This is a genomic window from Micromonospora sp. CNZ285 (genome assembly GCF_004637285.1).
The window spans coordinates 6631462-6657070 of record NZ_SPQD01000001.1 but is presented as its reverse complement, the minus strand read 5'-3'; the positions used below and the strand labels follow the sequence as shown (position 1 = coordinate 6657070).

The window sequence follows — 25609 nt, the reverse complement described above, 5'->3', positions numbered from 1 at the left end:
CCTCTGTCGACGACGGTCACGTTAGCCATCTTCGCTACTGGCCGTCACTACCTGGTTGCGAGCGGACGGGCCGTGGACGGTACCGATCGGGTCTGCTGGACGGTTCGCTGTTGACGAGCATCGACGGACGCTGCTGGGCGGCTCCAGCTCACCAACCCAATGTCATCGACGCCAGGGGATTCACGGTGAAGAAATCGGACAGGACGATCAACAAGCAGGCGCCGCTTGTTGTGGCGGCGGCCGGAGGTGCAGTCGTGGGGTTGATTCCTCGCCCGCGTACTGCCATCGGGGCTGCGCGGGCGGGTGACCGGCGGGGTGCTCCCAGCCGCCGCCTCACCACGGCGGGCCCGCCGGCACTTCGGCGGGCCCGCCACGACTGGACCAACCAGCGGGTGTCAACCGCAACTCGTCGGACGGTCACGCGATGACCGTGTACGTCTCCCGGCACGCATGGACGGACGGGCCAACTCCGGCGGCGCAGCTCCGCACACCAGCGACCGGCCGAGCAAAGGTCTCCCAGACCGAGCCCATCCTGCTCACCTTCGTGTGGCAGCGCATGCTGTCGCGACCAACTCAGGCCGGTGGTCGCCGGTGACGGCGCGGGTGTTGGTGACCGGTGCGGCCGGCTTCATCGGCTCACACGTCGTCGACGCACTTCTGGTCCGAGGCATGCAGGTGGTCGGTCTGGACCGCCGCCACCTCGGCCAGGACGCCCTCGCCGACGAGAACCTGTCAGCTGCAGCCGGCAATCCGCTGTTCACACCGCTCCGCCGGGATCTGGCCACCGACCGACTCGACGACGCTCTCGAGGGCTGCGACATCGTGTTTCACCTGGCTGCCCGGCCAGGGGTCCGGCCCTCGTGGGGCACGGATTTTCACGACTACGCGCAATCCAACGTGCTCGGCACCCACCGGCTGCTCAACGCCTGCGCCCGATCGGGCGTACGGCGATTGGTCTATGCCTCGTCGTCGAGCGTCTACGGCCCGGCCGAGAGGCCCAGCCGCGAGACCGACCCGACCTGCCCGGTGTCGCCCTACGGGGTGAGCAAGCTCGCCGCCGAGCAACTGTGCCTGGCCTACGCCCGTCGCCCCGACAACCGGCTCAGCGTCGTGGCGCTGCGCTACTTCACCGTGTATGGGCCACGGCAGCGACCCGACATGGCCATCGGCCGGCTGCTGTTCGCGGCCTACACCGGCCTGCCGGTCACCCTGTTCGGCGACGGCAGCCAACGCCGGGAGTTCACCTACATCACTGACGTGGTCTCCGCGACGATCGCTGCCGCCCACATCGATACCGGCTGCGCTGTGGTGAATGTCGGCGGCGGCGCGAGCGTGTCCATGCGCGGCGCCATCCAAGAGGCGTCGGCGGTCACCGGACGACACATCCCCGTTCAGGTGGCCGACGAACAGCCCGGTGACGTCGCCTCCACATCCGCGGACCTCACCCTTGCCGGCCGGCTGCTCGGCTACTGGCCCACCGTCGGCCTCCACGAGGGCTTGGCTCGGCAGTCCTCCTGGCTGGTCAATCTCTCCCGCGACCGGCTCGCGGCCTTCACCTCCTGACCTTGAAGGAAGCCTCTCATGATCGTCTTGACCGCTGACTCCGCGAGTGAGTTGTTCACCGCCGCCTGCCAGGCAGTCCTGCTCAACGGCCGCATCGCCTGCCCACGCGACATGATGACCACCGAGGTCATCGGCGCTCACCTGTGCCTGACCAATCCTCGACGCCGGCTGGTCTCCGTGCCGCCCATCCGCGTCATCAACCCGGCGTTCGCCGTCGCTGAGGCACTGTGGATCCTCGCCGGCTCGGACGACCCGTGGATCTTCGACTTCAACGACAACCTGCGCCGCTACGCGGACGACGGGGTCCTGCAGGGCGCGTACGGGCCACGGATTCGTCGGTGGGGCGACCGCGTCGACCAGCTCGACGCGGTCGTCCGGAAGTTGAGCGCCGACCGTGACTCCCGGCAGGCCGTCGTCCAGATCTACGACCCGGCACGTGACCACCGCGACTACCGGGATGTGCCGTGCACTCTCGGTTATCGGTTCCTGATTCGGCAGGGCCGGCTCGAGATGCACACCACCATGCGCAGCCAGGACCTGTGGCTCGGCTTCCCGTACGACATCTTCGCGACCACGCTCCTGCAGGAGCTGATGGCCGGCTGGCTCGGAGTCGAGGTCGGCGAGTACCACCACCACGTCGACTCGCTGCACCTGTACGCCGAGCACGCCCCGGCCGCCGCCGAGTGCCTCCACCACGAGCCAACCGTCACCGAGATGGATCCGCTCGGCGTGGACTGGCCCGATCTGGACGCTGTCCTCGCACGGATCATCCGTGGCGACAGCGACCTGTCCGAGGGCACTCCGTGGGACACGTTCGGACGTGTGCTTACCAGTTACCGGAGCTGGAAGCTCGGCCAGCGCGACTTGGCGCGCACGCTCGCCCACGGCACGCCGGGGCCGCTCGGCGCTGCCCTTGTCGCCTGGTATCAGCACCTCACCCAGTCGGCCCTCGTCTCGGCGGAGCTGGCATGACCGCGAATGTGGTGCTCGGGCTGTGCGCATACACCCATGACTCGGCGGCAGCGCTGCTGGTCGACGGCCATCTGATCGGCTTCGTCGAGGAGGAACGCCTCGACGGGATCAAGCACAGCAAGGCCTACCCGGCACACGGTGTCGCCTGGCTGCTCCACGAGGCCGGTCTCTCATCGACGGACGTGACCACCGTGGCGTACAACTTCGATGGACGCCGCTACCTGGGAGCACTGGGCCAACTGCCGACCCATCTGCGACAAGCTGCCAGCCGCGCTCGAGCCGTACCTCGGGCTCGCAGCTTCACCACGGTCCACCGCCGTTACCAGTCCCGCATGCGGGACCTGGCGCAACGGTTCCCGCGCGCTCGGCTGCAACCCGTGCCGCACCACCGGGCGCATGCCCTCTACGCCTTCGCCGCCGCCGGCGTGGACGACGCGGCGGTCCTGATCGTCGACAGTCTCGGCGAGTTGCAGACCACCACCACCTGGCACGCCCGTCAACGCCGCTCGCGGCTCAGCCTCGACCTGGCACACGCGATCGACGACCCGGCCTCCCTCGGCTACGCCTACGGCGCCGTCACCGAGCACCTCGGCTGGCGGCGCGGTGACGAGGAAGGCACCGTGATGGCGCTGGCCGCCCTCGGCGACCCCGCCCGGTTCCGGGAGCTGATGTCCCGGGCGATCCGACTCACGACCGACGGCTTCACCCTCGACCCGGCGCTGATCGCCCTGCGGGTGCTCGCCAGCCGCTACGGCCGGGTCACACCCGCGTTCACCGCCGCCACGTGCCCGCCCCGCACGCCGACGGCACCGGTCGAGCCTGTCCACGCCGATCTGGCAGCTGCGCTGCAGGAACAGACCGAACAGGTGATGCTGCATCTCGCCGAGCGGGCCCGGCGGCTGACCGGGTCGGGGCTGCTCTGCCTGGGCGGTGGCGTCGCCATGAACTGCGTCAGTGCGGGCCTCATCGCCCAGGCCGGCATCGTCGACGAGGTGCACGTGCCGCCCGCCCCCGGGGACGCAGGCACCGCCATCGGCGCCGCCGCCCAGGCCTGGCTCGACGTGACCGGCCGCCCGCCCACCGGGCTCCGCCATCACTGCTACCTCGGACCCGCATATCCCGACCTGGCGTTACCGGCAGCACCGCGCTCCGGACTGCACGCGAGCCGACCGCCCGAACCTGTCGGCCATCTGACACGGCAGTTGGCCGACGGAGCGATCGTGGGGTTGTTCACCGGCGCGCTGGAGGCCGGGCCCCGGGCGCTGGGGCACCGGTCGATCCTCGCCTCTCCCCTGGAGGCCGGTGTGGTCGAGCGGCTCAACGCCACCGTCAAGTTCCGCGAACCGTTCCGACCTTTCGCCCCTGTCGTCCTCGCCGACAGGGCCACCGACTACGTCCGGCTGCGCCAACCATCGCCGTACATGTCGCTCGCCGCTCCTGTGACCGAGCTGACCCGGGACAAGCTGCCCGCGATCGTGCACGTCAACGGCACCGCCCGGGTCCAGACGGTCACCCGCGAGCAACACCCCTTCCTCGCTGACGTCCTCACCCGCTTCGGCGAGATCACCGGACACCCCGTGCTGATCAACACCTCGCTCAACATCAAGGGCAAGCCGATCTGCGGCACACCGGAGATGGCCTTGGACTGCCTCACCGAATCCGGCCTGGACGCCCTGCTCATCGAAGGCTGGTGGGTGACCAAGTGAGAATTGGCTACAGCTTCTGGGGATTCCTCGGTCCCGGCATCACCGACACCCCGGACGGAGGCCGCAGCCACCGCCGCACCTTGGTCGACGGGTTACACGCAGCCGGCCATGACATCGTCTTCCTTCAACCCAACCGGGACCTGTGCGAGGCAGGCGACAACCTCACCGGCGATTACTGCTGGGACGCCGGCCTGCCCGACATCGACGCCTTGTTCCTCGAGTGGCGCTGGCCCATTCCTGGGCGTAACACCACCACCTGCGGGCGACCCGGCCATACCTGCGACCTGCACCGGCAGACCGAATTACTAGATCACTACACCCACCAGGTCGGCATCCCCACGATCCTCTGGGACAAGGACCGCCGGCTGCCCGCTACCGCCTCTCTCCGACGCACCCGCAACGTCACCGTCTGCGAACCCGCTCTGCACCCGAACTCGGGCGCGGTACCACTTCTCTTCCCCGTCGCCGACGCAGCCGTCGACGCCGCTGACCCGGCTGCCCTGGCGGCCCTGCCCCGCCGTACTCCGCTGGTCTACGTCGGCAACCAGTACGACCGGGACCTGATGTTCGACACGTACTTCGCGCCGGCCGCCGCCCAACTACCCCACCTGATTGCGGGCAAATGGGCCGACACCCGACACTGGCCGAATCTGAACTTCATCGGCCGAGTCCCGTTCCCTAGGGTGTCCGCGATCTATGCCGACGCACTCGCGACCGTCCTGCTGCTGCCCGCCCGGTACGCCACAGCAGGACAGATGACTCAACGGATCTTCGAGGCCGTCCTTGCTGGCTGCGTGCCTCTGCTGCCCGCTGAAGTCCGCAGCGCCGACGCCCTCGTACCCCCGTCGCTGATCGTCCAGCACGCCACCGACGTGCGGCACCGCATCGGTTGGCTCAGCGAAATCGCCGGCACCGATGAACACGCCAGCCTGATCGCGAAGTGCCTCCAGCACCTTGGCCCATTCCGACTCTCGACTCAGCTCGAGGTGCTCAGCTACCTGCTCCATCACCCCGAGTCGGTGCTCTCATGACCCATCGTGTCGCCACCGAACCAGCCAACCACCCCTCTACCCTGGAGAACCATGGACAGGATCGCCATCATCGGCTGCGGCGGCAGCGGCAAGTCCACCGTCGCACGCGAGCTGGCCAGGATCCTCGACGTGCCGCTGACACACCTGGACGCGACCTATTACGACGAGCACTGGAACCCCTTACCGCAGGACGAGTTCGCCGCCCAGCAGGAAAAGCTCGTCGCTGGCGAACGATGGCTCATCGAGGGCAACTACGCGGGCACCCTGCCGATCCGGCTCGCTGCTGCCGACACCGTGATCTTCCTCGACCTGCCGGCCACGACCTGCCTGTGGGGTATCGCTCAGCGCCGCTGGCGCTACCGGGGCGGGCAACACCAGGACGGCGTCTACGACCGCATCACCTGGAACTTCGTCCGCTACATCCTCGGCTACCGGCGCACCATGCGCCCGAGAGTTCAAAACCTCATCCAAGAACACGGACCACACGTCCGCTTGATCACCCTCACCAGCCGCCGTCAGGCCGCCCAACTGGTCAAACGAATCCGCGACGAGCACCCGCCGGTGACCTGACCGCAGCGGAACGGGAGGCGACGCATGTCGGCCAACCCGTTCCTTGACCCCGCGCTGGTCCGCGGCCGCCTCTACCGGGGCGACGGTCGGCTCGCCGACCGCACTCACGCGCTGCATCGCGCCAAGATCAGCGGAAGCGACGTCGCCGATACGATCGCCGACCTGCTTGCCGCTCGTGTCCCGACGGCGGCGGACGTGCTCGACATCGGTTGCGGGCGCGGCACCACAACCCTGCGCCTGGCCGACCGGCTCCGGCCCAAGCGCCTCGCTGCCGTGGACGCCTCCGCGGCGCTTCTCCACACCACCCGTGGCCGCCTCGCGGACGCCGGAGCGCTGGGCTCGGTAGTCCAGGCCGACTTCCACCACCTGCCGCTGCCCGACAGCGCTGCCGACGCTGCGGTTGCCGCCTTCTGCCTTTACCACTCGCCGACACCGGACAAGGCCATCGCCGAGATCGCCCGCTGCCTACGCCCCGGCGGTACCGCTGTCCTGGTCACCAAGTCGCTGGACAGCTACGCCGAACTCGACCATCTGGTCCACGCCGCCGGCCTCGACCCGCACGCCACCAGCCGACCGAGCCTCTACGAGAGCTTCCACAGCGACAATCTGCGCACCGTCACCGCCAGCCATCTGACGGTCCTAGACATCCAGCACGAGGAACACGTCTTCCGCTTCGCCGATGCCACGCACCTCGCCCGCTACCTCACCACCACACCCAAGTACCGGATTACCCTCACCGGCGGGATCGCCGCTGTGACGGCGACCCTCCAGCAGCGGCTGGCCCCACCGCCCTACACGACCCGATCCACGGTCAGCTACGCCGTGGCGGTGCGGCCATGAGCGGCGATCTCTTCGTCAAGCGGTACGACGACCCGGAACGCTGCGCCACCGCTGCCGCCCACCACGGCTGGCTCGCCAGCCTGGACTCCGGCGTACGCCTGCCTGCTCTCATCGCGTGGGGTGCCCAGCATCTTGTGTTCGAACGGCTGCCCGGGCGTGCACCTGGGGTCGAAGATCTTCCGCAGGCCGCGGCAGCCCTGGGCCGTCTCCACGCTGCCGCACACCGGCAGGAGCTTCGGGTCACGCGCCTCGACCGACCTCACACCACCTCGACCGGCCTCGTGATCCCCGACTTCGCCAGTCCACGTCGGGCGCCGCTACACCACGCCGCCGCCGAGGCGGGCATCCACGGATCGGTCATCGACGCCCTACTCGACAGAGCCGGGGAGTCCGTGACGTTCTACAAGGACCCGAACGTTCGGAACTACCTCGCGAACGGCAATGAGGTCGCCGTCGTCGACTTCGACGACCTCACGCTCGCTCCCTTCGGCTACGACCTGGCCGGTCTCCTGGTCACCGCGTCGATGACCTACGGCCGCCTCGCCGACCGATCGATCACTCGCTGTCTGCGCGCCTACCGCGTCGCTGTCGCGCCGCAGATCTGCAGCCTGGCCGACCTGAAACGGTACGCCGAGCTGCACCACCTGCTGACTCTGCGATATCTCGGCCGCAACGGCTATCGGCACCCGTGGCCTGCCGTCCGTCCCTGGCCCGACCCGTTCCTTACCGAGCTGCCCTGAGAAGGAACACACGTATGACCCAGACAACCGAACTCGTCATCGCCCGCCACGGCGAAGCTGCCTGCAACGTCGCCGGAATCGTCGGCGGCGAACAGGGCTGCACCGGCCTCACCGACCTCGGCCGGAACCAGGCGCAGCAACTCGCCGCCCGCCTGGCAGCCGAACACGCCAAACGGCCCTATGCCGCCTTCTACGCCACACCCAGACTCCGCGTCACCCAGACCGCCGGGATCATCGCGCAAGCTCTGCACTTGCCCCCCACCATCGACCCGGACCTCCGCGGCCCTGACCACGGCGACGCCGACGGCCAACCCTGGGTCGAGGTCAAGACCACCTTCCAGGGGCCGCCTCAGCACAGCCCGGACCGCCAGTACGCTTCCGGCTCCGAGACGTGGAACGGGTACCTCAACCGGGCGACCGCCGCACTTCAGAAGATCCTCGCCCGCCACGACGGTGAACGAATCCTCATCGCCGCCCACGGCGAAACCGTCGAAGCGGCCCACAACCTGCTCCTCGGCCTACCCCGGAACGCCTGCCTGCGACTCGGCTTCGTCACCCACCACGCCTCCATCGCCCGGTGGCAGCGACCGACCAACCGCTTCGGCCGCACCATCTGGCAGCTCGCCAGCCACAACGACACCCGACACCTCCAACTCCGCCATGGCTGACGTCAACGTTCACCTCGCGCTCTGCCAACGGCTCCTCGACGACGATGCCAAGCCCGTGACCTCGCACCCGGGGCACGCAGGCACTCGCGTCCTCCGCGCCTCGACGTCCGCCCATGGAGACGTCATTGTCAAGACCCATCGCAGCCTGGAACGGCATCACCAAGAAGTACACGCCTACCGAACCTGGGTTCCTGCCCTCGGAGACAGGGCACCCCAACTGCTCGCGACAACCGACGACCCGCCGGCCATCGTCATCACCGCCGTAGCGGGAGTCCCGCTCGCCGAGCGGCAGCTCGGCCCCGGGGCCGAGCAGAACGCCTACCGGCAGGCAGGACAGCTGCTCAAGACACTGCATGCCGCTGGACCACCCCGCCTCGAACCAGACTGGACGGCCTGGCTGGCAGAACGCGCCGAGTACTGGATCCACCAGGCCGGAGACCGCATCACCGTCGCTCGCATGGCCGAGGTACGCGCGCACATGCGGGCCCTCCGAGACCTGGCGCCGCTGCCTGCCCTTCCGTGCCACCTCGACTTCATGCCCCGCAACATGATCTACGGCGACGACGGCACGGTCAGGCTGATCGACTTCGAGCACAGCCGCTACGACCTACCTGCACGGGACCTCGTACGACTCGCCACTCGTGTCTGGCCCCACCGCCCCGACCTACGCGCGAGCTTTCTCCACACGTACGGCCGGCTCGGTGCAGTTGACGACGCGGTACTGGAGCACTGTGCCCACTTTGACTTCCTCACGAGCTTGGCGCGACAGGCAGTGCCCCAACACGCAGCCGATACCTTAAGCTCGTCCGAGCCAGCCAACGACACACCGACTTCCGATCATCGTGAAGGGCGCACCCAACCCCTCCGTGCGCTACGGCGAAACGGTCCGCATCGGCGCCACGAGCATGGACCGGCCGTGGGACCCGGTAGGTCTGGCCCTCCGCTACCAGGAACTGGCGACTGCATCAACTTCCACAAGTACGACCCTGGACAATGACCGTCATGCCGGCTCCGTGGTGGTCAAGCGCCGAAGTGTTCACTCAGCACCTGGCAGGCCATGGCATTGACGCCGCCGATGTCATCAACGTCGAGGCAGCCTGGCGAGCTTTCGGTGAATTCTTGCAGGTGGAGATCGATGGAGTCGATCCGCGTAGGGACTCCGACGCCGACGGCTTCATCGTTCAGTGGGGCTGCTATTCCTGGGACGACTACCGCCCGTCGCTGACGTTCACACGGCAGTTAGCCATCGCCGGCATTGATGACCGAGTCGGCTCCTGCACGGATCCCGAGTACTGGCAGGTCAGCCTCGACATGCGCTTCGACGCTGGGCCTGAGTTGACGGGCATCGCCGCCCTGGCTGAGCAGGACACCGGCTTCAACTTCGCTCCAGCCGGTCCCCACCGGCACGCGGCACTGGCCAAGATGCGATCCGACTTGGAGCAGCATCCGCCGCTTCGGGCCCTGTGGCACACGAAGCCGGCCGACAGCAACCTCACGATCGGGCGCGCCGATTAGCCGCAGCCCACCCGTCTCGGCACGACAGCAGCACGGGACATGACCCTGCGGCAGCCCGCACACAGCCCGCACGGTCACGAACGGTGACAGAGCCTCGGCCGCACTGACACACGCTCAGCGTCAGAGGAGCAAGCCCGATGGAGTTGTATGAAGATACTCCTCGTAGGAAGGCAGGCCCAGGTGGCCTGGACGCCATGCACGGGTTGGAAGCCTTATTCTTACCTTCTGTCAGCTCTGGACGAGTGACCTGTGAGGGATGCTACAAGTGCTGGGACCCGAAACCGGTGATTTTCCGGAATCACTTGAACGCCTGAATGGTCTTTTCCTGGGGCACGTTCCATCTAGCTTGGGCGGCTACCTTACCGCACCCCCTGGAAGTCGCCGATCCCAATTCGGCGGCTCAGTGCCACCTCCGAGAACTTACACGCGTACGGCGCTGGGTTTGTGGGCCCCGCTATCAGAGCAAACCGATCCAAATCCGCTCGATAATGCGAAGACCTACATTACCTTCAGTGATGTTGCGGATCAGCAAAAGATAGACGGCATATATCTAATTTATTTTTTGCAACGGGTTCCAATCCGAGAGGCCCTCGGCGTGGTTGCGCTCTGCATGGCGACAATCCGCCGGCTCGACAGAGGCGAATCTGCTCGAAATCTGGATCGAGAATCGCTGCAATTCTTTAGACCGCCAGTGCGGGATCGTGTGGCGACAGCACTGGCAGAAGGGTCCGTACTTCACGCGCCACAACTGCTAATGGTCTTGGCGAAGCTAATCCTTCGCGTTAGTCCTGACGAGGTGGCCGAGGAGGACAGGCTAGCGATTCCCCTGCCCGCATTGCTGCTAATCCTGGCAGACAATATTGACTCTGACATTCCGGAAACTTCAGACCCTCCCCTGCTGAATGAACTCGGCCTCGAAATGGCGGCCAACACAAATTTCCACGCAAGCGATCGCGTTGACTCGCGGGCCACAAGCTTTCTTCGCCGGTGGGTCGAGATTCCGGCCGAACGTCGCGCAACTCCCCATCAGGAGACAATGGAGGAGTCGTTCGCTGCCGCTTGTGGATTTACGATCAACGAACTGGCAGCCTTTTGTGTTCTCTTGTGGATGAGAGCTACAAATGGAAAGGGTTGCTGGACTCGCCCAGATGAGTACTTCGGCCGATCTGGTTGGCAGCCGGAAACCGTCCAGAAAATCCTGCAATACATATCTCTTAACGTAGAAGAGTACAGGCGAACCATGGCGGCGGAATGGGGCGATCGAAACCTCAGCTGGTATTTTACAACGATCGCACGATTCCCACTCATTCGATTTGGCGACGAGGTGCTTGCCTTGGACCCCGACCTTGTCCTTGATAGGTGCATCGATTTTCCCTTGTGGTATGACATCGAGCACGGACTCGGGCTAGCGGGGAGAAAGACGACTCCGGCCATTCGCCAGGCTTACAACGAATATTCGGAACGACACGTCGGTGAAGTATTCCAGTCGATCACGGGCCGCTTCCAGGCTCAGCGCGTTTATCTAGACAAGCATTTAAAGAAGGCTTATAGGGGCAGCTCTGTTGCCGACGTCGCCGTCGATTATGGCGACGCCTGGGTTGTCGTGGAGGTCACTACCACGCCACCTCAAAGGCATACCGTGAATGCCTCTTCTATCACCGGCCTTGAGCGCGATGTTGAGATGATAATCGCGGAAGCAGGTCAAGTCTCCGAAACGATTAATCATCTGCGATCTCATCCTGCCAGATTGACGGGCCGGCCGGGCATGAGAGTCAAAGAATTCTTTCCCGTCATTGTTCTGGCCGAGGGCTTTCCTATTAATTTCATAGTGATGGGGATTGTCCGGGATGAGCTTCGCAGGCGGGGTATTCTGCAAGAACCGGGTATCGCACTCGTAGAACTGATGACGCTCGGCGATTTAGACGTAATTGAGGCTATGGCGGAGCATCGGGGCTCCACGCTTCCTGATCTACTAAGAGCAAAAGCGACATCGGCGTTCTGGTCAGACTCCATAAAGAACTTCATCTTAAGTCAGCCACCCTACGATCTTAAGCGTTGCGCGCGTGTCGCGGCCGGCTTTAATAGATTCTTCTCGTACGTCAAGAAGGCGATCGAATCCGGCGACCTACGCTGAATTAGTATGCCACTACAGCCTTTACAGACCGGAAGTGATGTGTACCCATAAGTGCACTCAACTCGGCAAAAGCGAATACTCCCTACGTCGACTTGCTCATTAGTGTGTAGGACGGGCCGATGGTGGTCCGCACGGCATTCACTTGCCGGTCTGCCTACCTTCGACTCGTCGGGTGTAGCTCGACTGAAGGGGAATGTCGATCAACCGATGACGTGCGGAGGCCACCGGGAGCATCCACACCTGAGCGTGCGGCCAGTGTTGGTGGAGCAGTTCTACGGTGGTGACCGCCACCGGCACCCGCAGCGGCCAGCTCGCCAGGTCAGCGAGCAGGTTGGCCTCCCGGGCGGCGTCATGGGCGATGACCAGTACCGCGCCGACCGGCACAGCGGCGTCGGTGCGCCGATAGCCGGCCAGAACAGCACCGAGCCCAGCGGTCAACCGTTCGCGTTCGGCGATCACCTCACCCACCGGGGCCCGGATCCACGTGCACCAGGAACCGCACACACCGGCCGTCTTCCAGCCACACCCCGTACCCGTCGGCGCGCAGATGCGCCAGGCCCCGCTCGCGCAGCCACACCGACGTGTCCACCGTCGTCAACCACTGGAACAGCCCACACCGGCCCGGATCCTGCCGAGAGGCCGCCAGTAGCGGCAGGAACAGCAGATAGTGCGCCGCACCCCACTGCCGCTGACCCAGACGCAGCGGCACCCGCCGCCCCGACGCGACGAGATCACGGTTCAGCAGTTCGGCGCCCTCATCCATGGTCCAATACCACCAGGCGTGCGACCGGTCCTCCGCCGACTGCTCCCGGCCCACCAGACCCGCCGCGTGCAGCCAGGTGAGGTCCCGGTGCGCCGTCAACCGGGGCACCCCCGTCACCACGGCGACGTCGCTCGTGGTCGCCATGCCGTGCAACGCCAGGAACGACAGGATCCGCCACCGCCGAGGCGTCAGCTCACGACCACCGGCCACCCATCGATGATCCCCCACCCATCGACGCCCGGCCGTCCCCCGCGACACCCCGCTGGAACTCCCGCACCACCCCGCTGGAACTCCCGCACCCTCAAAACGGGGTTTGTGAGACGTTTTCCATGATTACTGTTCACCGAATCAGCCGAAGAGACGACGGCGGAAGCGCAGAAACGGCATATCGCTTTCCGCCAAGATCGCCTCACCCAGGCTCCGAGCGCACTCGCGCACACCGACCCGGATCCGGAACCGCCGAAGCCGCAATCATTGGGCCGCCGCATCCCGCCGCCGGCAGCCACCGACGGCGTCCCGGAACACCCCGCCGCGTCCCACCGGCACCAACCCGGTCCATCGGCTCCCGAGCACCCAGCGAGCCACCACCACCGGCCAGCAGACACGATCAAGGCCTTGACCCGGTGTTAACCACCAGGTCAAGGCCTTGATCGTTGGTGCGCCGCCAGGGACTCGAACCCCGAACCCGCGGATTAAGAGTCCGCTGCTCTGCCAGTTGAGCTAGCGGCGCTCGCTGACAACGGGACGAGACGTTAGCACGCCCGCCGGCCACCCCGGAAAAGCAGGGTCGGCCTCACCGCAACGCCAGCGTGACCTGCCCGGTCGCGGCCCCGGACGGGTCCACCACCAGGGTGTACGCCCCGGACGTCGGCAGCACCGCCGGCCCGAGTTCACCCGCCCCGTTGATCACGCAGCCCGTGCCGACGGTGCTGCCGTCGGGCGCGCGCAGCGCCAGCACGCCGCACTGGTCCGGCAGGTCGGAGGCGGTCGCGCTCACCGTCACGGACGTGCCGGCCGTTGCGGTGAACCGGTAGCCGGTGAGCGCGCCGGACCGGTCCACGACGGCGACGACAGGCGGTCCGCCGACGGTGATCGTCGCCTCCCGGTCCCGGCTGGTGACCAGCCGCAGCGTGGTCGTACCGGTGCCGCGTTCGGTCGGGTCGACCACCACTGTGTACGTCCCGTCGGCGGGCAGCAGCGTGCCGTCGATCTCACCGGCGCCGTTGATCACGCAGCCGCTGCGCAGCAGCCGTCCCTCGGCGTCCCGCAGTTCCAGCGGGGAGCACTGGTCGGTGAGGCTGCTCGCGGGCACCTCCACGTAGACGCGCTCCCCCGCGCGCCCGGTGAACCGGTAACGCGCCCGCGCGCCGGGTTGTGCGACTGTCGCGGTGACCGCCGAGCCGTTCGGTTGCAGCGTGCCGTCGCTGTCCCGGGCCGTGTACACCCGCACGGCGGCGCGGCCGGTGTCACCTGGCGCGGCGACGACCCGCAGCGCGTACGCGCCGGTGGCGGTGAGGTCGACGCGGTCGACGTACCCGGCACCCTTGATGTTGCAGCCGCTGGCGATCTCCCGTCCGCCCGGCTCGGTGAGCACGTACGGCGAGCAGCGGTCCCCGATGCCCGGCGCGGTGGCGTCGACGAAGACGGCGTCCCCGGCGCGGGCCGCGAACGTCAGCGGCTCCCCGCCGGGGGTGAGCGTGGCGGTGGCGACGGGTACGGCGGCGATCGGGGTGGCCGCCGGCGACGCGACCCGTTCGGTGCTCGCGCCGGCCACGGCGAACTCGGACCGGCCGCTCACCGCGACGTCGAAGACGCATTCGGCGAGCTGGGCGGGCGCTGTGACGCCGGCCCAGCGGCAGACCTGTTCGGCCGCCGCGCGCCGGGCCGGGTCGAGGTCGCCGACGGTGACCTCCCGTTCCGGGAACGCGCGGTCGGTGAAGGTGCCGGTGTCCTGCCCGTCGTCGTAGTGCAGCAGCGACCGGTCCGGGGTGATCCGCCAGCTGTCCGCGTACGCGGGATAGAGCTTCGCGAACGGCACCGGCTGGGCCAGCGCCGCCCCGGAGGCGGGCGCGATGTCGTCGGCCGGGTCGCCGTCGAAGTCGCCGAGCAGTCCGCGTACCTTCCCGGCCCGGGTCTCGGCGAGCCGGACCAGCACGCGGTAGCCGTAGCGGCCGATCTGGTCCACCGCCGCCGCGGACCCGTCCGGCCACGTCACGTCGTACCCGTCGGTGGGGCCGGTGTCCGACGGGCGGCGGGTGAGGGTGCCGCCGCCGGCCAGGTCGGTGCGGTCCGGCGGCGCGGCCGGTGACGCGCCGTCGACGTGCACGCGGGTGCCGCCGTCGGTGAGGGTGAGCGCGACGCGGTGCGCGCCGATCCGGAACGCGACAGCCGAGTTGACCGAGGCGGTACGCGTGCCGGCCATCGGGGCCTGCCGGACCTGCACCTCCAGCGGGTCGCCGCCGGTGGACGCGACCAGCGTGAACTCGCCGACGGCCTGGAAGTCGTAGGCGACCCGGTCGAACGTGACCAGGTGCGGGTCGCCGTTGCTGCCGCCGCAGTCAGCGCCGTCCTCGCAGAGCTTCACCGGGCCCTTCGGCGGCGGTGTCTTCTTGGCCGGTTTCTTGCACTCGTCGAGGTTCTTCGGCAGCGTCTTCCCGTCGTACTCGGTGCGCGGCGGCAGCCCTTTCGCCGCCCGGTAGCGGTTCTCCGCGAGCGTCGCCTTCACCTCGGCGGTACGGATGCCGGTGCCGCCGCACTCGCCCTGCGGCACCGCGTTCCGGGAGATGTCGTCGGCGTGGTTCAGCTCGTGGTACAGCGCGGCGCAGGGGTCACGGGCCACCCCGTCGCCGTACGGGTCGGTGGAGGTCGGGTTCCACGTGACGGTCGAGGAGCCCTTGCCGTCGGCACTGTCCGGCGTCTCGAACGCGCCGGAGCCACCCGTGGTCGGGATGATCCGCACCCGGGGACTCTTCTTGTCGCGCAGCCGGGGCAGCAGGCCGGACGGGTCGCCGCCGGGTAGCGCGAACCCGGCCAGGCAGCCGTCGACAGCCGCCTGGAAGTCGACGCCGCTGACCGGCACCCCGGCGGTCGGGTCGACGCCGTAGTCGGCCCGCGCCGGCCGGGCACCACCGCCGACGTACACGCCGACGGCCACCAGCAGCACCAGGGCCACGGCGGCGGCTGTCGGCCGGCGTCGTCGGCGTACCAGCAGCAGCACGACCAGCGCGACGACGAGCAGCGCCAGTGCTCCCCCGCCGACGAGCCAGGGCCAGCGCCGGCCGGGACCGCTGTCGTCGGACACGGTGAACGTGGCGGTCCGCAGCGCTGTCGCGCCCGCGCACGGGTTCGTCGCGCCTGTGACCGGCAGCGTCACGTAGCCGGCGGTGACCTCGTACCGGCCGGGTGCGCCGACCGGCCAGAGCGTGTCCAGCCCACCGCCGTCCGGGGTGGCGGCCACCGAGCGGAGCACGACCTCGCCGTCGCGCAGCCGTACCCCGGTCGACGCCACGGCGGCGGTCGCTCCCGGCTCCACAGTGGTGAACCCGGCGGTGGCGGCGGCGCCGATCCCGTCCTCGAAGAAGCTGCGGGCGAGCGTCGGCTCGACGTCGCGCCCGTCCCGGCGTACCCCCGTTATCTGCACGGTGCCGACGGGCCCGGTGGCGAGCGCGCACGCCGAGCCGGTCGTGTTCGTGACGGTGAGGTCGAGGCGGACCTGGTCCCCGGCCCGGTAGTCGGCCTGGCCGGGCCGCAGGGCCAGGCCGAGGCCGCCGTCGGCGGGCGCCGCGGCGCCGCTCGCCGCCCCGGTCGCCAGAGCGGTCACGAGTACGCCGAGCGCCGCAGCCAGCCGCAGGGTCCACCTCATGGTGCGGACTGTAGAAGCGGGTGGGCCGGTTTCCGCGCGGTCTGTCGGGGACCGGTCGGAGCCGTATCCTGCTGGTGATGAATGTCTTCGGCACGGTCGCCGACCTGTACGAGCGCGCCCGGCCGGGATATCCGCCGGAGATCGCCGGGGCGATCCTCGCCTACCTCGGCGGCCCACCGGCGTCGGTGGTCGAGGTCGGCGCGGGCACCGGCAAGGGCACCGAGGTGCTGGTCCGCCTCGGCGCGCCACTGACCTGCGTGGAACCGGACGCACTGATGGCGGCCCGGCTGGCCGAGCGGTTCCCGGACGCCCGCGTCGAGGCGACGACGTTCGAGCGATGGTCGCCACCCGCCGGCGGGGTGGACGTGCTCGCCTGCGCGATGGCCTGGCACTGGCTGGACGCCGCCACCCGCAACGCCCTGGCCCGGCGCGCCCTGGCACCCGGCGGCACGCTCGCCGTCTTCGGGCACCGCTACGACTACGCCGACGCCGGTCAGCAGGCCGCCGTCCGGGCCGCGCTGCGATCCGTCGACCCCACCGTCCGGGAGCGGCCCGTCGACTGGTTCCACCGGGACGTCCTCGACAGCGGGCAGTTCGACGACGTACGCCGCGAGGTGTTCCGGCGGGAACTGCCGCTGGACAAGGAACGGTATCTGGCGCTGATGCGCACGTTCGGGCCGTACCTGTCCCGCACACCGGAGCAGCAGCGACGCGGGATCGCCGCCCTCGACCGGCTGGTCGACGACTTCGGCGGCACCGTCGTGCTCGACCTACGGACCACGCTGGTGCTGGGCCGGGCCGATGCTCGGTGACCGGTGGGGCGTGTCCGACGACGAGGCACGTCGCCGGTATCCGTGCGACGACCTCGTCCCCGCGCCCGCCGGCGTGGCGAGAATCCGGCGGAGCCTGGCATTTTCGCCTCTCGTCGCCGGTGGCAGGCGTTCCTAGGCTCCTCCACGAGACGCTTTCCGCGAACGGAACGAGGGCTGGCTCGTGCTTCGCTATGTCATGCCGGTCGTGATCGGCCTGGTCTACGTCGGGCTCACCTCGCTCGTGCCCGAGCCGCACCGGCGGCGGCTGAACGCGCTGGTCGTCACCGGCGCCGGTGCCGCCTACCTCAGCGGTGGCGGATTCGGGCTGTGGGAACTGGCCTTCTGCGCCCTGCTCGTCGCGGTGGGCTACGCCGGGCTCACCTCGTACACCTTCATCGGTGTCGGGTGGCTGCTGCACACGGCCTGGGACGTGCTGCACCACCGCCGCGGCACCCCGATCATCCCGTCGCTGCACGACTCGTCCTTCGGCTGCGCCCTCTGCGATCCAGTCATCGCGCTCTGGTGCTTCGCCGGCGGCCTGTCCGTCAGGGAGCTGTACCACCGGCTCACGCGGCGGGCGGCCGACGCGCGCACTCCGGTCGCCGCCCGGTCCTGACTGGTTGAATTCCGCCATGCACACAGTGGCCGTGCTCGCCCTGGACAGCGTCGTGCCGTTCGACCTGACCACCCCGATGGAGGTCTTCGGCCGCACCCGCCTGCCCGACGGCCGCCCCGGCTACCGCGTCGTCGTCTGCGCCGCGACGCCGACTGTCACCACCGGCGCGTTCGACATCGCCGTGCCGTACGGCCTGGACGTCCTCGCCGACGCGGACACCGTCGTCGTACCCGGTGTCTCCGACCCCGCCGCCGCGGAGCCCGCAGCGGTCCTCGACGCGCTGCGGACCGCGGCGGCCAACGGGGCCCGGATCGCCTCGATCTGCGGTGGCGCGTTCACCCTCGCGGCCACCGGCCTGCTCGACGGGCATCGCGCCACGACGCACTGGGTCGCCACCGACCGGCTCGCCGCCCGGTATCCGCGGATCCGGGTCGACCCCAACGTCCTGTACGTGGACAACGGCCGGCTCCTGACCTCCGCCGGCGCCGCCGCCGGGCTCGACCTGTGCCTGCACCTGGTCCGGCGCGACCACGGCGCCGCCGTCGCCGCCGACGCGGCGCGGCTGTCGGTCATGCCGCTGGAACGCGCGGGCGGACAGGCGCAGTTCATCACCCACGAGCCGCCCACTCCCGATGGTGCGACGCTGGAACCGCTGCTGGCCTGGATGCGCGACAGCGTCCGGCGTGAGCTGACCCTCGCCGACATCGCCCGGCACGCGGGGCTGAGCACTCGCACGCTGAACCGCCGGTTCCGGGACCAGACCGGCACCACCCCGCTGCGGTGGCTGCACCGGATGCGCGTACACCAGGCCCAGCACCTGCTGGAGACCACCACCCATCCCGTCGACCGGGTGGCGAGCCAGGTCGGCTTCGGCTCCACCACCGCCTTCCGGGACCGCTTCAAGCGGATCACCGGCACGAGTCCGCAGGCGTACCGCCGTAGTTTCCGGGGCGTCTGACCGACGGACCGGCCCGGCGGGTCAGGCCGGTCGTCGTTCGACGGGCGCGCTGCTGAGCACGCCGTCGGGCCGGACCTCCTGACGCAGGCGCGCCAGGTTGACGAACCGGTCGCCGTCGGGCGGGACGGCGTCGAGCAGGCGCAGGACCACTGTGCAGTACTTGGCCATCGTGTTGCGGCCCGGCATGAAGATGGACAGCTCGTCGTGGGCGTCGGGCGTCTGCACGATCAAGTCGGCGGGCAGGGACGGCAGCGTCTCCGGGGTGCCCTCCACCGCGACCTTGACCGTCCAGAACGGCCCGGTGCCGTCGAGTACCCGCCGGTCCTGTTCCGGCGTCTCCAGCGCCAGCGTCCGCCACGGCTCACCAAGGCAGGTGACGCCGGCCTGCCGCACGGTGGTGACCAGGTCGGCCGCCGCCGCCGTGATGATCTCCTCGGCCCGGTCCCACTCCTGCGCGTCCCGGCCCAGCGGTGTGCCGGGCACGAGCCGCGCCACCACGGTCGTGGCCGGCACGTGCCGCAACCGCGGTTCGGGCTGCGCCTCGAAGACGGCGCGGGCCGCCGCGATGGCCTCGGCCTGAGCCTGTCGTTGCCGGCTGACCTCGTCGCTGTGCCGGTCGAGCAGGGCGACCGCCTGGTCCGGTTCGTCGAGGGCGCGCCGGACGAGCTTGACGCTCATCCCGGTGTCCCGTAGCAGGGTGATCAGCATGGCCCGTTCCACCTGGTCGAAGGCGTACGAGCGGTGGCCGGTCCGGTCGTCGACCTCGGCGGGCACGAGCAGCCCTTCGGCGTGGTAGAAGCGCAGCGCCTGCGACGACAGGTGGCACATCTGGCTGAACTCGCTGATCGACAACATGACCCCAGACTGCCCCTTGCGGTAACCGGAAGGGCAAGCACCGCCTAACCCCCGCGCCCGTGCTGGGGCAGCCCGGAGGCGGCCGCGATCGCCTCGACCGCCTCGTCCAGGCCGGTGGTCTCCGGGAGGACGAGTTCGCCGGGCCAGCCCAGGACGTCGTGCGCGGCGTACCAGCCGCTCATCTGCTCGGCGGTGAAGTCACCGGCCTGCGGGCGGGTCAGATGCCGGCGCAGCGTCTCGGCCAGCGACACGTCGAGGTAGCAGAACAGTGACCGCCCCCGGTGGCCGTCGCGCAGCGAGGTCAGCACGTCGCGGTAGCGGCCGGTGTGGAGGATGCCTTCCAGGACCACGTGGTAGCCGTGGTCGAGGGCGAACCGGGCGGTCTGCTCGATCAACGCGGGAGCGACGCCGCCGGGCTTGTCCCGTTCGAGCAGGACGATGCGGCGCAGGTAGTCCTGTTCGACGAGGGCGCACCCCCGGCCGTGCCGGCGTCGCAGTTCGCGGGCGATGCTGCTCTTACCCGAGCCGGAATTGCCCCTGACGCAGACGAGGATCGTGCCCGGGCTGCCGGTGGCCTCAGCGGACACGATCCCTCCCTGGCGTCAGGTACCGCAGGCGGTACGCGGGCCGCCCAGGCGGACCGCGCTCGGTGGAACGTCATGGGTGCCTTCCGGCCGGTTTGACACCCGTGGCGTTCCACCCACTGACGGGCACCGCCGGCGGCGTACGCGAAAAAGGCCCCGACCGGCGTGAAGCGCCAGGTCAAGGCCTTGATCGTTGGTGCGCCGCCAGGGACTCGAACCCCGAACCCGCGGATTAAGAGTCCGCTGCTCTGCCAGTTGAGCTAGCGGCGCTCGCTGACAACGGGAAGAAGATTAGCACGCCCGCCGAGGCGGGTTCCAATCCGATACCGGGGTCCACCCTTCGGACGAGCTTAACCGGCGAAAGCGGCCAAAACGGTCATCCGATCCGGCGCGGGGGCGGGCGTGTGAGCGTCGATACGGCACGATGTCCGCCAGGCACGCGATGACAGGGGTGGGCATGGGCAGGTTCGCGCGAGCCGGGGCGACGGTGGGCGTCCTGGTCCTGACGGCGTCGCTGGCGCTGACCGGGTGCGGCGGCGGCGACGAGGGGAAGAAGCCGGAGTTCGTGCCCGGCCAGCAGCAGGTGGGCGGCGTCTCGTCCGCCGCGCCCGACCCGAGCGTCGCACCCAGCGACAACGCCGCCGCGCCACCGCTGACAGTGAGCCCCGCCGACGGCGCGAACGCCCGGCCGGTCAGCACCGAGATCAGCGCCCGCATCCCCGGTGGCGGCACCGTGTCGAAGGTGGTGCTCGCCGCCGCCGACGGAACGAGCGTCGCCGGGCGGATGCGGCGCGACGGCTCCAGCTGGGTGCCGTCCGCCGCGCTGAAGTACGGCACCAAGTACACCGCCACGGTCACCGGCGCCGGCAAGGACGGCCAGACCTACCAGGGCACCAGCACGTTCACCACGATGGCCAAGCCCAAGTCGATGATCGGCTCCGGCCTCTACATGTTCAGCGGCAAGACGTACGGGGTGGCCATGCCGGTGGTCGCCGAGTTCTCCCCTGGTATCCCGAAGAAGGACCGCGCCGCGGTGCAGAAGCGGATGTTCGTGCAGACCGACCCGCCGCAGCCCGGCGCCTGGCACTGGGTCGACAACGGCACGCAGGCCTACTACCGCGCCCCGGAGTACTGGAAGACCGGCACCACGATCACGGTCCGGCTGGCGCTGGCCGGGATCCCGCTGAGCAACGGCCGGTACGGCAACATCGACCGCAGCGCCACCGCCAAGATCGGCCGCGCGTTCGAGATGACAGTGGACAACGCGACCAAGCAGATGACGGTCTCCGAGAACGGCACCGTGATCCGTACGCTGCCGGTCAGCCTGGGCAAGAAGAGCACCCCCTCCTCCAGCGGCACGATGGTGGTGATGGAGAAGAAGGAGTCCACCGTCTTCGACACCCGCAGCGAGCCGGACCCGGCCAACCGCTACGTCACCGAGATCGACTTCGCCCAGCGGATCACCTGGGGTGGCGAGTACATCCACGCCGCGCCCTGGTCCGAGGGCGTGCAGGGCCGCCGCAACGTCTCGCACGGCTGCGTCAACGTGTCGATGGCCAACGGCCGGTGGCTGTTCGGCAAGACGATGGTGGGCGACCCGATCACGGTGAAGGGCACCGAGCGCCGCCTGGCCCCGGGTAACGGCTGGACGGCGTGGAGCATGAGCTGGTCGCAGTTCGTCGCCGGCAGCGCGCTGCCGGTTCCGCAGGGCGGGCAGCCGTCGCCGTTCTGACCGGCGTAACGTGGTCGGACACGCCACCTCCGACGAAGCGCCGGACGGCAGGGGAATCGTTACACCCGCGCGGGGTGTTCCGTTTCACGTCCGGCAACGCGCACCCGCTCCGGCGCGTCTGACCTGAGACGACGGGGAACGGCATCACCTTGTGAGGGAGTCATGCGAGCTGGCCAGGACGAACCGATCCGGGGCGCGAGCGCCCGACGCGTCGGCCGCCGCCGTGCGCTGGCAGCCGGGCTGCTCGCCGCCGCGATGGCCCTGACCGCCTGCACCAGCGGCGGCGGCGACAAGCCGTCGAGCTGGCAGGGCGGCGGCGACGGCGGCGAGAAGGCCCCGAAGGCGGCGGCTACCATCAGTGAGCCCGCCGCCGACGCCAAGGACGTACCGGCGTCCACCGCCGTCACCTTCACCACGAAGGAGGCGCAGGAGACCACAGTCGAGCTGAAGGACGCCGCCGGCAAGGTCGTCGACGGCACGCTCGCGGCGGACGGCGGGAGCTGGCTGCCGTCAGCGGCCCTGGAGTACGGGCAGACGTACACGGCGACCGTGACCGCGACCGGCGACGACGGCAAGCCCGCCACCGCCACCAGCACGTTCACCACGATGGCGAAGCCGGCCAAGCAGATCCGGGTCACCAGCTTCCTCGGCGACAACCAGGTCGTGGGCGTGGCCATGCCGCTGATCGTGAAGTTCGGCCGGGCCATCCCGGAGGACTACCGCGACGACATCCAGCGCCGGATGACTGTCACCTCGAAGCCGGCCCAGGAGGGCATCTGGCACTGGGTGAGCCCGACCGAGGTGCGCTACCGGCCGAAGACGTTCTGGAAGGCCAACAGCACGGTCAGTTACAAGGTGCAGGCGGGCGGGCTGCCGCTGGGCGGCGGCTGGTACGGCCGGGCCGACCTCAGCGTCGACGTCAAGATCGGCCCGTCGTTCGTGATGACAGTCGACAACCGCACCAAGCGGATGACCGTCACCCGCGACGGCAAGGTGGTCAAGACCATCCCGGTGAGCCTGGGCAAGAAGAGCACCCCCTCCTCCAGCGGCACCATGGTGGTGATCGAGAAGCTCCGGCACACGGTCTTCGACACCATGGAGGAGCTGGGCCCGGAGGAGGGCTACCGCACCGAGATCGACTACGCCCAGCGGCTCACCTGGGGCGGCGAGTTCATCCACGCCGCGCCGTGGTCCGAGGGCGTGCAGGGCCGCACGAACGTGTCGCACGGCTGCGTCAACGTCTCGATGAAGGAAGGCAACTGGCTGTTCGCCAACACCCGCATCGGTGACCCGATCACCGTGAAGGGCACCGAGCGCAAGCTCCAGAACGGCAACGGCTGGACCGACTGGAACATGAGCTGGGACGAGTACGTCAAGGGCAGCGCCCTGCCGTACGAGCCGCCGTCGGCCGACACCACGCCGGACGCCGGTACGCCCAGCGTCGAGCCCACCCCCTGACCCACGCATACGACGAAGCCCCCTCCCGGAGGAGGGGGCTTCGTCATTTGGGGTGACTGATGGGAATTGAACCCACGACAACCGGGACCACAACCCGGTGCTCTGCCAACTGAGCTACAGCCACCATGCTCGCCGCTCCGGTCGCCCGGGGCGGTGCGCGGACTAATCATAGCCACACTCCCGCCGACCCCGTCCACCGGGTTCGGCGGGGGCGTCAGAGCTGGGCGGCGATCGCCTTCGCGGCCTCGACGTCCGGCCCCGGCAGCGGCACGAACACGGTCCGCCGGTAGTACTCCAGCTCGCGGATGCTCTCCCGGATGTCGGCGAGGGCCCGGTGGGCCAGGCCCTTCTGCGGCTGCCCGAAGTACACCCGCGGGTACCAGCGCCGGCACAGCTCCTTGATCGAGGACACGTCGATCATCCGGTAGTGCAGGTGCGCGTCGAGCCGGGTCATGTCGCGGGCCAGGAAGCCCCTGTCGGTGGCGATCGAGTTGCCGCACAGCGGGGCCGTACGCGGGTCCTTCACGTAGCTGGTCACGTAGTCGAGCACCATGTCCTCGGCCTCGGCCAGCGTCACCGTGGAGCGGCGTACCTCCTCGGTGAGGCCGGACTTGGCGTGCATGGTCCGCACGATCTCCGGCATGCCGTCGAGCGCCTCGTCGTCGGCGTGGATCACCACGTCGACGCCGTCACCGAGCACGTTGAGGTCGGGATCGGTGACGAGCGCCGCGACCTCGATCAGGGCGTCCCGCCGCAGGTCGAGCCCGGTCATCTCACAGTCGATCCAGACGAGAAGATCAGCCACCGGAACAGACTACGCGCCGCCGACGCGCCCGCGCCTCGGCCCGGCGGCCGAGGTGGACCGCTAGGGTTTCCTGCGTGCCAGCCGAACCCGACGCCCCGCCCGCCGTCGCCCGCGACGACGCGGGCGGGCGTACGGCCCGCCGGGTGGTCGTGGTGCTGGCGCTGATCGCGATCCTGCCGGCGCCCTACCTGCGCAACCTGCGTCACGACTACTACGACCAGAAGATCTACATGTCGGCGATGGACTGGTGGGCGGCCGGGCACCCGCTCTACGACTACGTCCAGCCGGACCGGGTGCAGGGTGCGCTCTACTTCACCTATCCGCCGTTCGCGGCGCTGCTCCTGGCGCCGTTCGGGTATCTACGGCTCGGGGTGGCCATCGCGGCCTTCGCGGTGCTGACGGTGGCCGCGGTGGTGGTGACCACGCGCTGGCTGGTACTGCCGGTGCTGCGGCGGCACGACCTGCCGCGGGGGTTCGGCCTCACCGTCGCCGTGCTGCTGGTGCTCGCCGTGGAGAGCACCCGGGAGACGATCACGCTCGGGCAGATCAACATGCTGCTCGTGGTGCTGATCCTCGGCGACCTGCTGTTCGCCGTACCGCAGGGGCGGCGCTGGGCCGGCGTGGGCGTGGGACTGGCCGCGGCGCTGAAGCTCTTCCCCGGCATCTTCGTGCTCTACCTGCTCGTAGCCCGGAAGTGGCGGGCGGCGGCCGTGGCGGCGGCGACAGCGGCGGTGGCCACGCTGCTGGCGGCGGCGGTCGCGCCGGGCGACTCGTGGCGCTTCTGGACCCACGAGCTGTGGGTGACCGACCGCGTGGGCCGCCCCGACTACACCGGCAACCAGTCGCTGTTCGGACTGCTCAGCCGCCTGACCGCGCCGGCCGAGCCGGACCGGCTGCTGTGGCTGCTGCTCGCGCTGGGGGTGGCCGCGTTCGGCCTGTGGCGGGCGGCGCGCGCGGCCCGGGCGGGGGACGCGCTGGTGGGTCTCACCCTGACCGGGCTGGTGGGCGGGCTGGTCAGCCCGATCACCTGGATCCACCACCTGTACTGGTTCATCCCCGCGCTGGTGGTGCTCGTCGACGCGGCACTGGACGCTGATCCGGCGACGCCCGCCGGGGCCCGCCGTCGCGGCGGCCTCTTCGCGCTGGCCGCCGTCGTCGGCCTGCCGATCGTGTACGGGTTGGTGACGTTCCAGGACTGGGGTACCGCCATCGTGCACACGGATGACCCGGTCGACTTCGTCGTCCGCAACGTGTACGTGCTGCTCAGCCTGCTCCTGCTCGCGGTGCTGCCGATCCGCCGGCATGCGGATGAAAAACCGATGACCCGGACTGAACGGACACACCTCGCAACAAACGGCGATCAGCGCTAATCTGGTATCAACTACCTCAGTTTTCTCCCAGGTAGCACCGATCCCCCGGTGAAGA

24 protein-coding genes and 3 tRNA genes are annotated in these 25609 nt (G+C 69.2%); 18 read left to right on the top strand and 9 right to left on the bottom strand.

Going from position 1 to position 25609, the window contains the following annotated elements:
• The first annotated feature begins 424 nt into the window (after positions 1 to 424).
• The 12 genes from amcA (at position 425) to CLT75_RS30880 (ending at position 11739) form a co-directional block, all read left to right on the top strand.
• Positions 425 to 595, top strand: a complete 171-nt coding sequence (gene amcA, locus CLT75_RS33545; RefSeq protein WP_486485312.1) for a multiple cyclophane-containing RiPP AmcA — start codon at positions 425 to 427, stop codon at positions 593 to 595.
• A complete protein-coding gene (locus CLT75_RS30930; protein ID WP_209310410.1) occupies positions 592 to 1563 on the top strand; it encodes an NAD-dependent epimerase/dehydratase family protein in 972 nt (323 codons plus the stop codon). The genes amcA and CLT75_RS30930 overlap by 4 nt, the downstream gene beginning before the upstream one ends.
• Before the next feature lie 18 nt (positions 1564 to 1581).
• Positions 1582 to 2535 carry a thymidylate synthase gene (locus CLT75_RS30925; RefSeq protein ID WP_135243616.1) on the top strand — a complete coding sequence of 318 codons (954 nt, stop codon included), beginning with the start codon at positions 1582 to 1584 and terminating at the stop codon, positions 2533 to 2535.
• Positions 2532 to 4241 carry a carbamoyltransferase C-terminal domain-containing protein gene (locus CLT75_RS30920; RefSeq protein WP_135243615.1) on the top strand — a complete coding sequence of 570 codons (1710 nt, stop codon included), beginning with the start codon at positions 2532 to 2534 and terminating at the stop codon, positions 4239 to 4241. The genes CLT75_RS30925 and CLT75_RS30920 overlap by 4 nt, the downstream gene beginning before the upstream one ends.
• On the top strand, positions 4238 to 5272 hold the full coding sequence (locus tag CLT75_RS30915; protein WP_135243614.1) for a hypothetical protein: 1035 nt from the start codon (positions 4238 to 4240) through the stop codon (positions 5270 to 5272). The genes CLT75_RS30920 and CLT75_RS30915 overlap by 4 nt, the downstream gene beginning before the upstream one ends.
• Before the next feature lie 51 nt (positions 5273 to 5323).
• Positions 5324 to 5842, top strand: a complete 519-nt coding sequence (locus tag CLT75_RS30910) for a GTPase domain-containing protein (RefSeq protein ID WP_135243613.1) — start codon at positions 5324 to 5326, stop codon at positions 5840 to 5842.
• A 24-nt stretch (positions 5843 to 5866) separates the two neighbouring features.
• Positions 5867 to 6682, top strand: a complete 816-nt coding sequence (locus tag CLT75_RS30905; RefSeq protein ID WP_135243612.1) for a class I SAM-dependent methyltransferase — start codon at positions 5867 to 5869, stop codon at positions 6680 to 6682.
• Entirely contained in the window at positions 6679 to 7422 is a 744-nt protein-coding gene (locus CLT75_RS30900; protein WP_135243611.1) for a phosphotransferase, read from the top strand. Before CLT75_RS30905 ends, CLT75_RS30900 begins: the two co-directional genes overlap by 4 nt.
• Positions 7423 to 7436: 14 nt before the next feature.
• Entirely contained in the window at positions 7437 to 8090 is a 654-nt protein-coding gene (locus tag CLT75_RS30895; RefSeq protein WP_135243610.1) for a histidine phosphatase family protein, read from the top strand.
• On the top strand, positions 8083 to 9087 hold the full coding sequence (locus tag CLT75_RS30890; RefSeq protein WP_135243609.1) for a phosphotransferase enzyme family protein: 1005 nt from the start codon (positions 8083 to 8085) through the stop codon (positions 9085 to 9087). Before CLT75_RS30895 ends, CLT75_RS30890 begins: the two co-directional genes overlap by 8 nt.
• Before the next feature lie 5 nt (positions 9088 to 9092).
• Positions 9093 to 9605, top strand: a complete 513-nt coding sequence (locus CLT75_RS30885; protein ID WP_135243608.1) for a hypothetical protein — start codon at positions 9093 to 9095, stop codon at positions 9603 to 9605.
• Between the two features lie 265 nt (positions 9606 to 9870).
• Positions 9871 to 11739, top strand: a complete 1869-nt coding sequence (locus CLT75_RS30880; RefSeq protein ID WP_135243607.1) for a hypothetical protein — start codon at positions 9871 to 9873, stop codon at positions 11737 to 11739.
• A 138-nt stretch (positions 11740 to 11877) separates the two neighbouring features.
• Here the strand turns inward: CLT75_RS30880 and CLT75_RS30875 are convergent, their stop codons facing one another.
• The 4 genes from CLT75_RS30875 to CLT75_RS30860 form a co-directional block, all read right to left on the bottom strand.
• Positions 11878 to 12207: a hypothetical protein gene (locus CLT75_RS30875; protein WP_135243606.1), complete on the bottom strand. Its 330-nt coding sequence runs from the start codon at positions 12205 to 12207 to the stop codon at positions 11878 to 11880.
• A complete protein-coding gene (locus CLT75_RS30870; protein ID WP_307856254.1) occupies positions 12200 to 12712 on the bottom strand; it encodes a MarR family transcriptional regulator in 513 nt (170 codons plus the stop codon). Before CLT75_RS30870 ends, CLT75_RS30875 begins: the two co-directional genes overlap by 8 nt.
• A 444-nt stretch (positions 12713 to 13156) precedes the next feature.
• Positions 13157 to 13232: transfer RNA gene (locus tag CLT75_RS30865), tRNA-Lys, on the bottom strand.
• Between the two features lie 63 nt (positions 13233 to 13295).
• Positions 13296 to 16364, bottom strand: a complete 3069-nt coding sequence (locus CLT75_RS30860; protein ID WP_135243605.1) for a VWD domain-containing protein — start codon at positions 16362 to 16364, stop codon at positions 13296 to 13298.
• A 77-nt stretch (positions 16365 to 16441) separates the two neighbouring features.
• On the opposite strand from CLT75_RS30860, the gene CLT75_RS30855 reads away from it, so the two are divergent.
• The 3 genes from CLT75_RS30855 (at position 16442) to CLT75_RS30840 (ending at position 18750) form a co-directional block, all read left to right on the top strand.
• The gene (locus CLT75_RS30855; protein ID WP_135243604.1) at positions 16442 to 17176 is read left to right on the top strand and encodes a methyltransferase domain-containing protein; all 735 of its coding nucleotides are present in this window, start codon (positions 16442 to 16444) and stop codon (positions 17174 to 17176) included.
• A gap of 181 nt (positions 17177 to 17357) precedes the next feature.
• Positions 17358 to 17792, top strand: coding sequence for a DUF6010 family protein (locus tag CLT75_RS30845; protein ID WP_486485311.1), 435 nt, complete (start codon positions 17358 to 17360; stop codon positions 17790 to 17792).
• A gap of 16 nt (positions 17793 to 17808) precedes the next feature.
• On the top strand, positions 17809 to 18750 hold the full coding sequence (locus tag CLT75_RS30840; protein ID WP_135243603.1) for a helix-turn-helix domain-containing protein: 942 nt from the start codon (positions 17809 to 17811) through the stop codon (positions 18748 to 18750).
• Between the two features lie 21 nt (positions 18751 to 18771).
• Here CLT75_RS30840 and CLT75_RS30835 read toward each other — a convergent pair whose 3' ends face one another.
• The 3 genes from CLT75_RS30835 to CLT75_RS30825 all read right to left on the bottom strand — a co-directional run bounded on the left by CLT75_RS30835 (position 18772) and on the right by CLT75_RS30825 (position 20459).
• Positions 18772 to 19605 carry a MerR family transcriptional regulator gene (locus CLT75_RS30835; protein WP_135243602.1) on the bottom strand — a complete coding sequence of 278 codons (834 nt, stop codon included), beginning with the start codon at positions 19603 to 19605 and terminating at the stop codon, positions 18772 to 18774.
• A gap of 44 nt (positions 19606 to 19649) precedes the next feature.
• The gene (locus CLT75_RS30830; RefSeq protein WP_135243601.1) at positions 19650 to 20192 is read right to left on the bottom strand and encodes a kinase; all 543 of its coding nucleotides are present in this window, start codon (positions 20190 to 20192) and stop codon (positions 19650 to 19652) included.
• 191 nt (positions 20193 to 20383) lie between these two features.
• Positions 20384 to 20459, bottom strand: a tRNA-Lys gene (locus tag CLT75_RS30825).
• Between the two features lie 187 nt (positions 20460 to 20646).
• On the opposite strand from CLT75_RS30825, the gene CLT75_RS30820 reads away from it, so the two are divergent.
• The gene (locus CLT75_RS30820; RefSeq protein ID WP_135243600.1) at positions 20647 to 21921 is read left to right on the top strand and encodes an Ig-like domain-containing protein; all 1275 of its coding nucleotides are present in this window, start codon (positions 20647 to 20649) and stop codon (positions 21919 to 21921) included.
• A 162-nt stretch (positions 21922 to 22083) separates the two neighbouring features.
• Positions 22084 to 23379, top strand: a complete 1296-nt coding sequence (locus tag CLT75_RS30815) for an Ig-like domain-containing protein (RefSeq protein ID WP_135243599.1) — start codon at positions 22084 to 22086, stop codon at positions 23377 to 23379.
• Positions 23380 to 23427: 48 nt separating this feature from the next.
• On the opposite strand, the gene CLT75_RS30810 is transcribed toward CLT75_RS30815, so the two are convergent.
• Both CLT75_RS30810 and orn read right to left on the bottom strand, forming a co-directional pair.
• Positions 23428 to 23503, bottom strand: a tRNA-His gene (locus CLT75_RS30810).
• A 90-nt stretch (positions 23504 to 23593) separates the two neighbouring features.
• A complete protein-coding gene (orn, locus tag CLT75_RS30805) occupies positions 23594 to 24184 on the bottom strand; it encodes an oligoribonuclease (RefSeq protein ID WP_013474266.1) in 591 nt (196 codons plus the stop codon).
• Positions 24185 to 24258: 74 nt separating this feature from the next.
• Between orn and CLT75_RS30800 the strand changes: the two genes are divergently transcribed.
• Positions 24259 to 25554 (top strand): glycosyltransferase 87 family protein, encoded by a 1296-nt coding sequence (locus tag CLT75_RS30800; protein ID WP_135243598.1) that lies wholly within the window; start codon positions 24259 to 24261, stop codon positions 25552 to 25554.
• Positions 25555 to 25609: the final 55 nt, after the last annotated feature.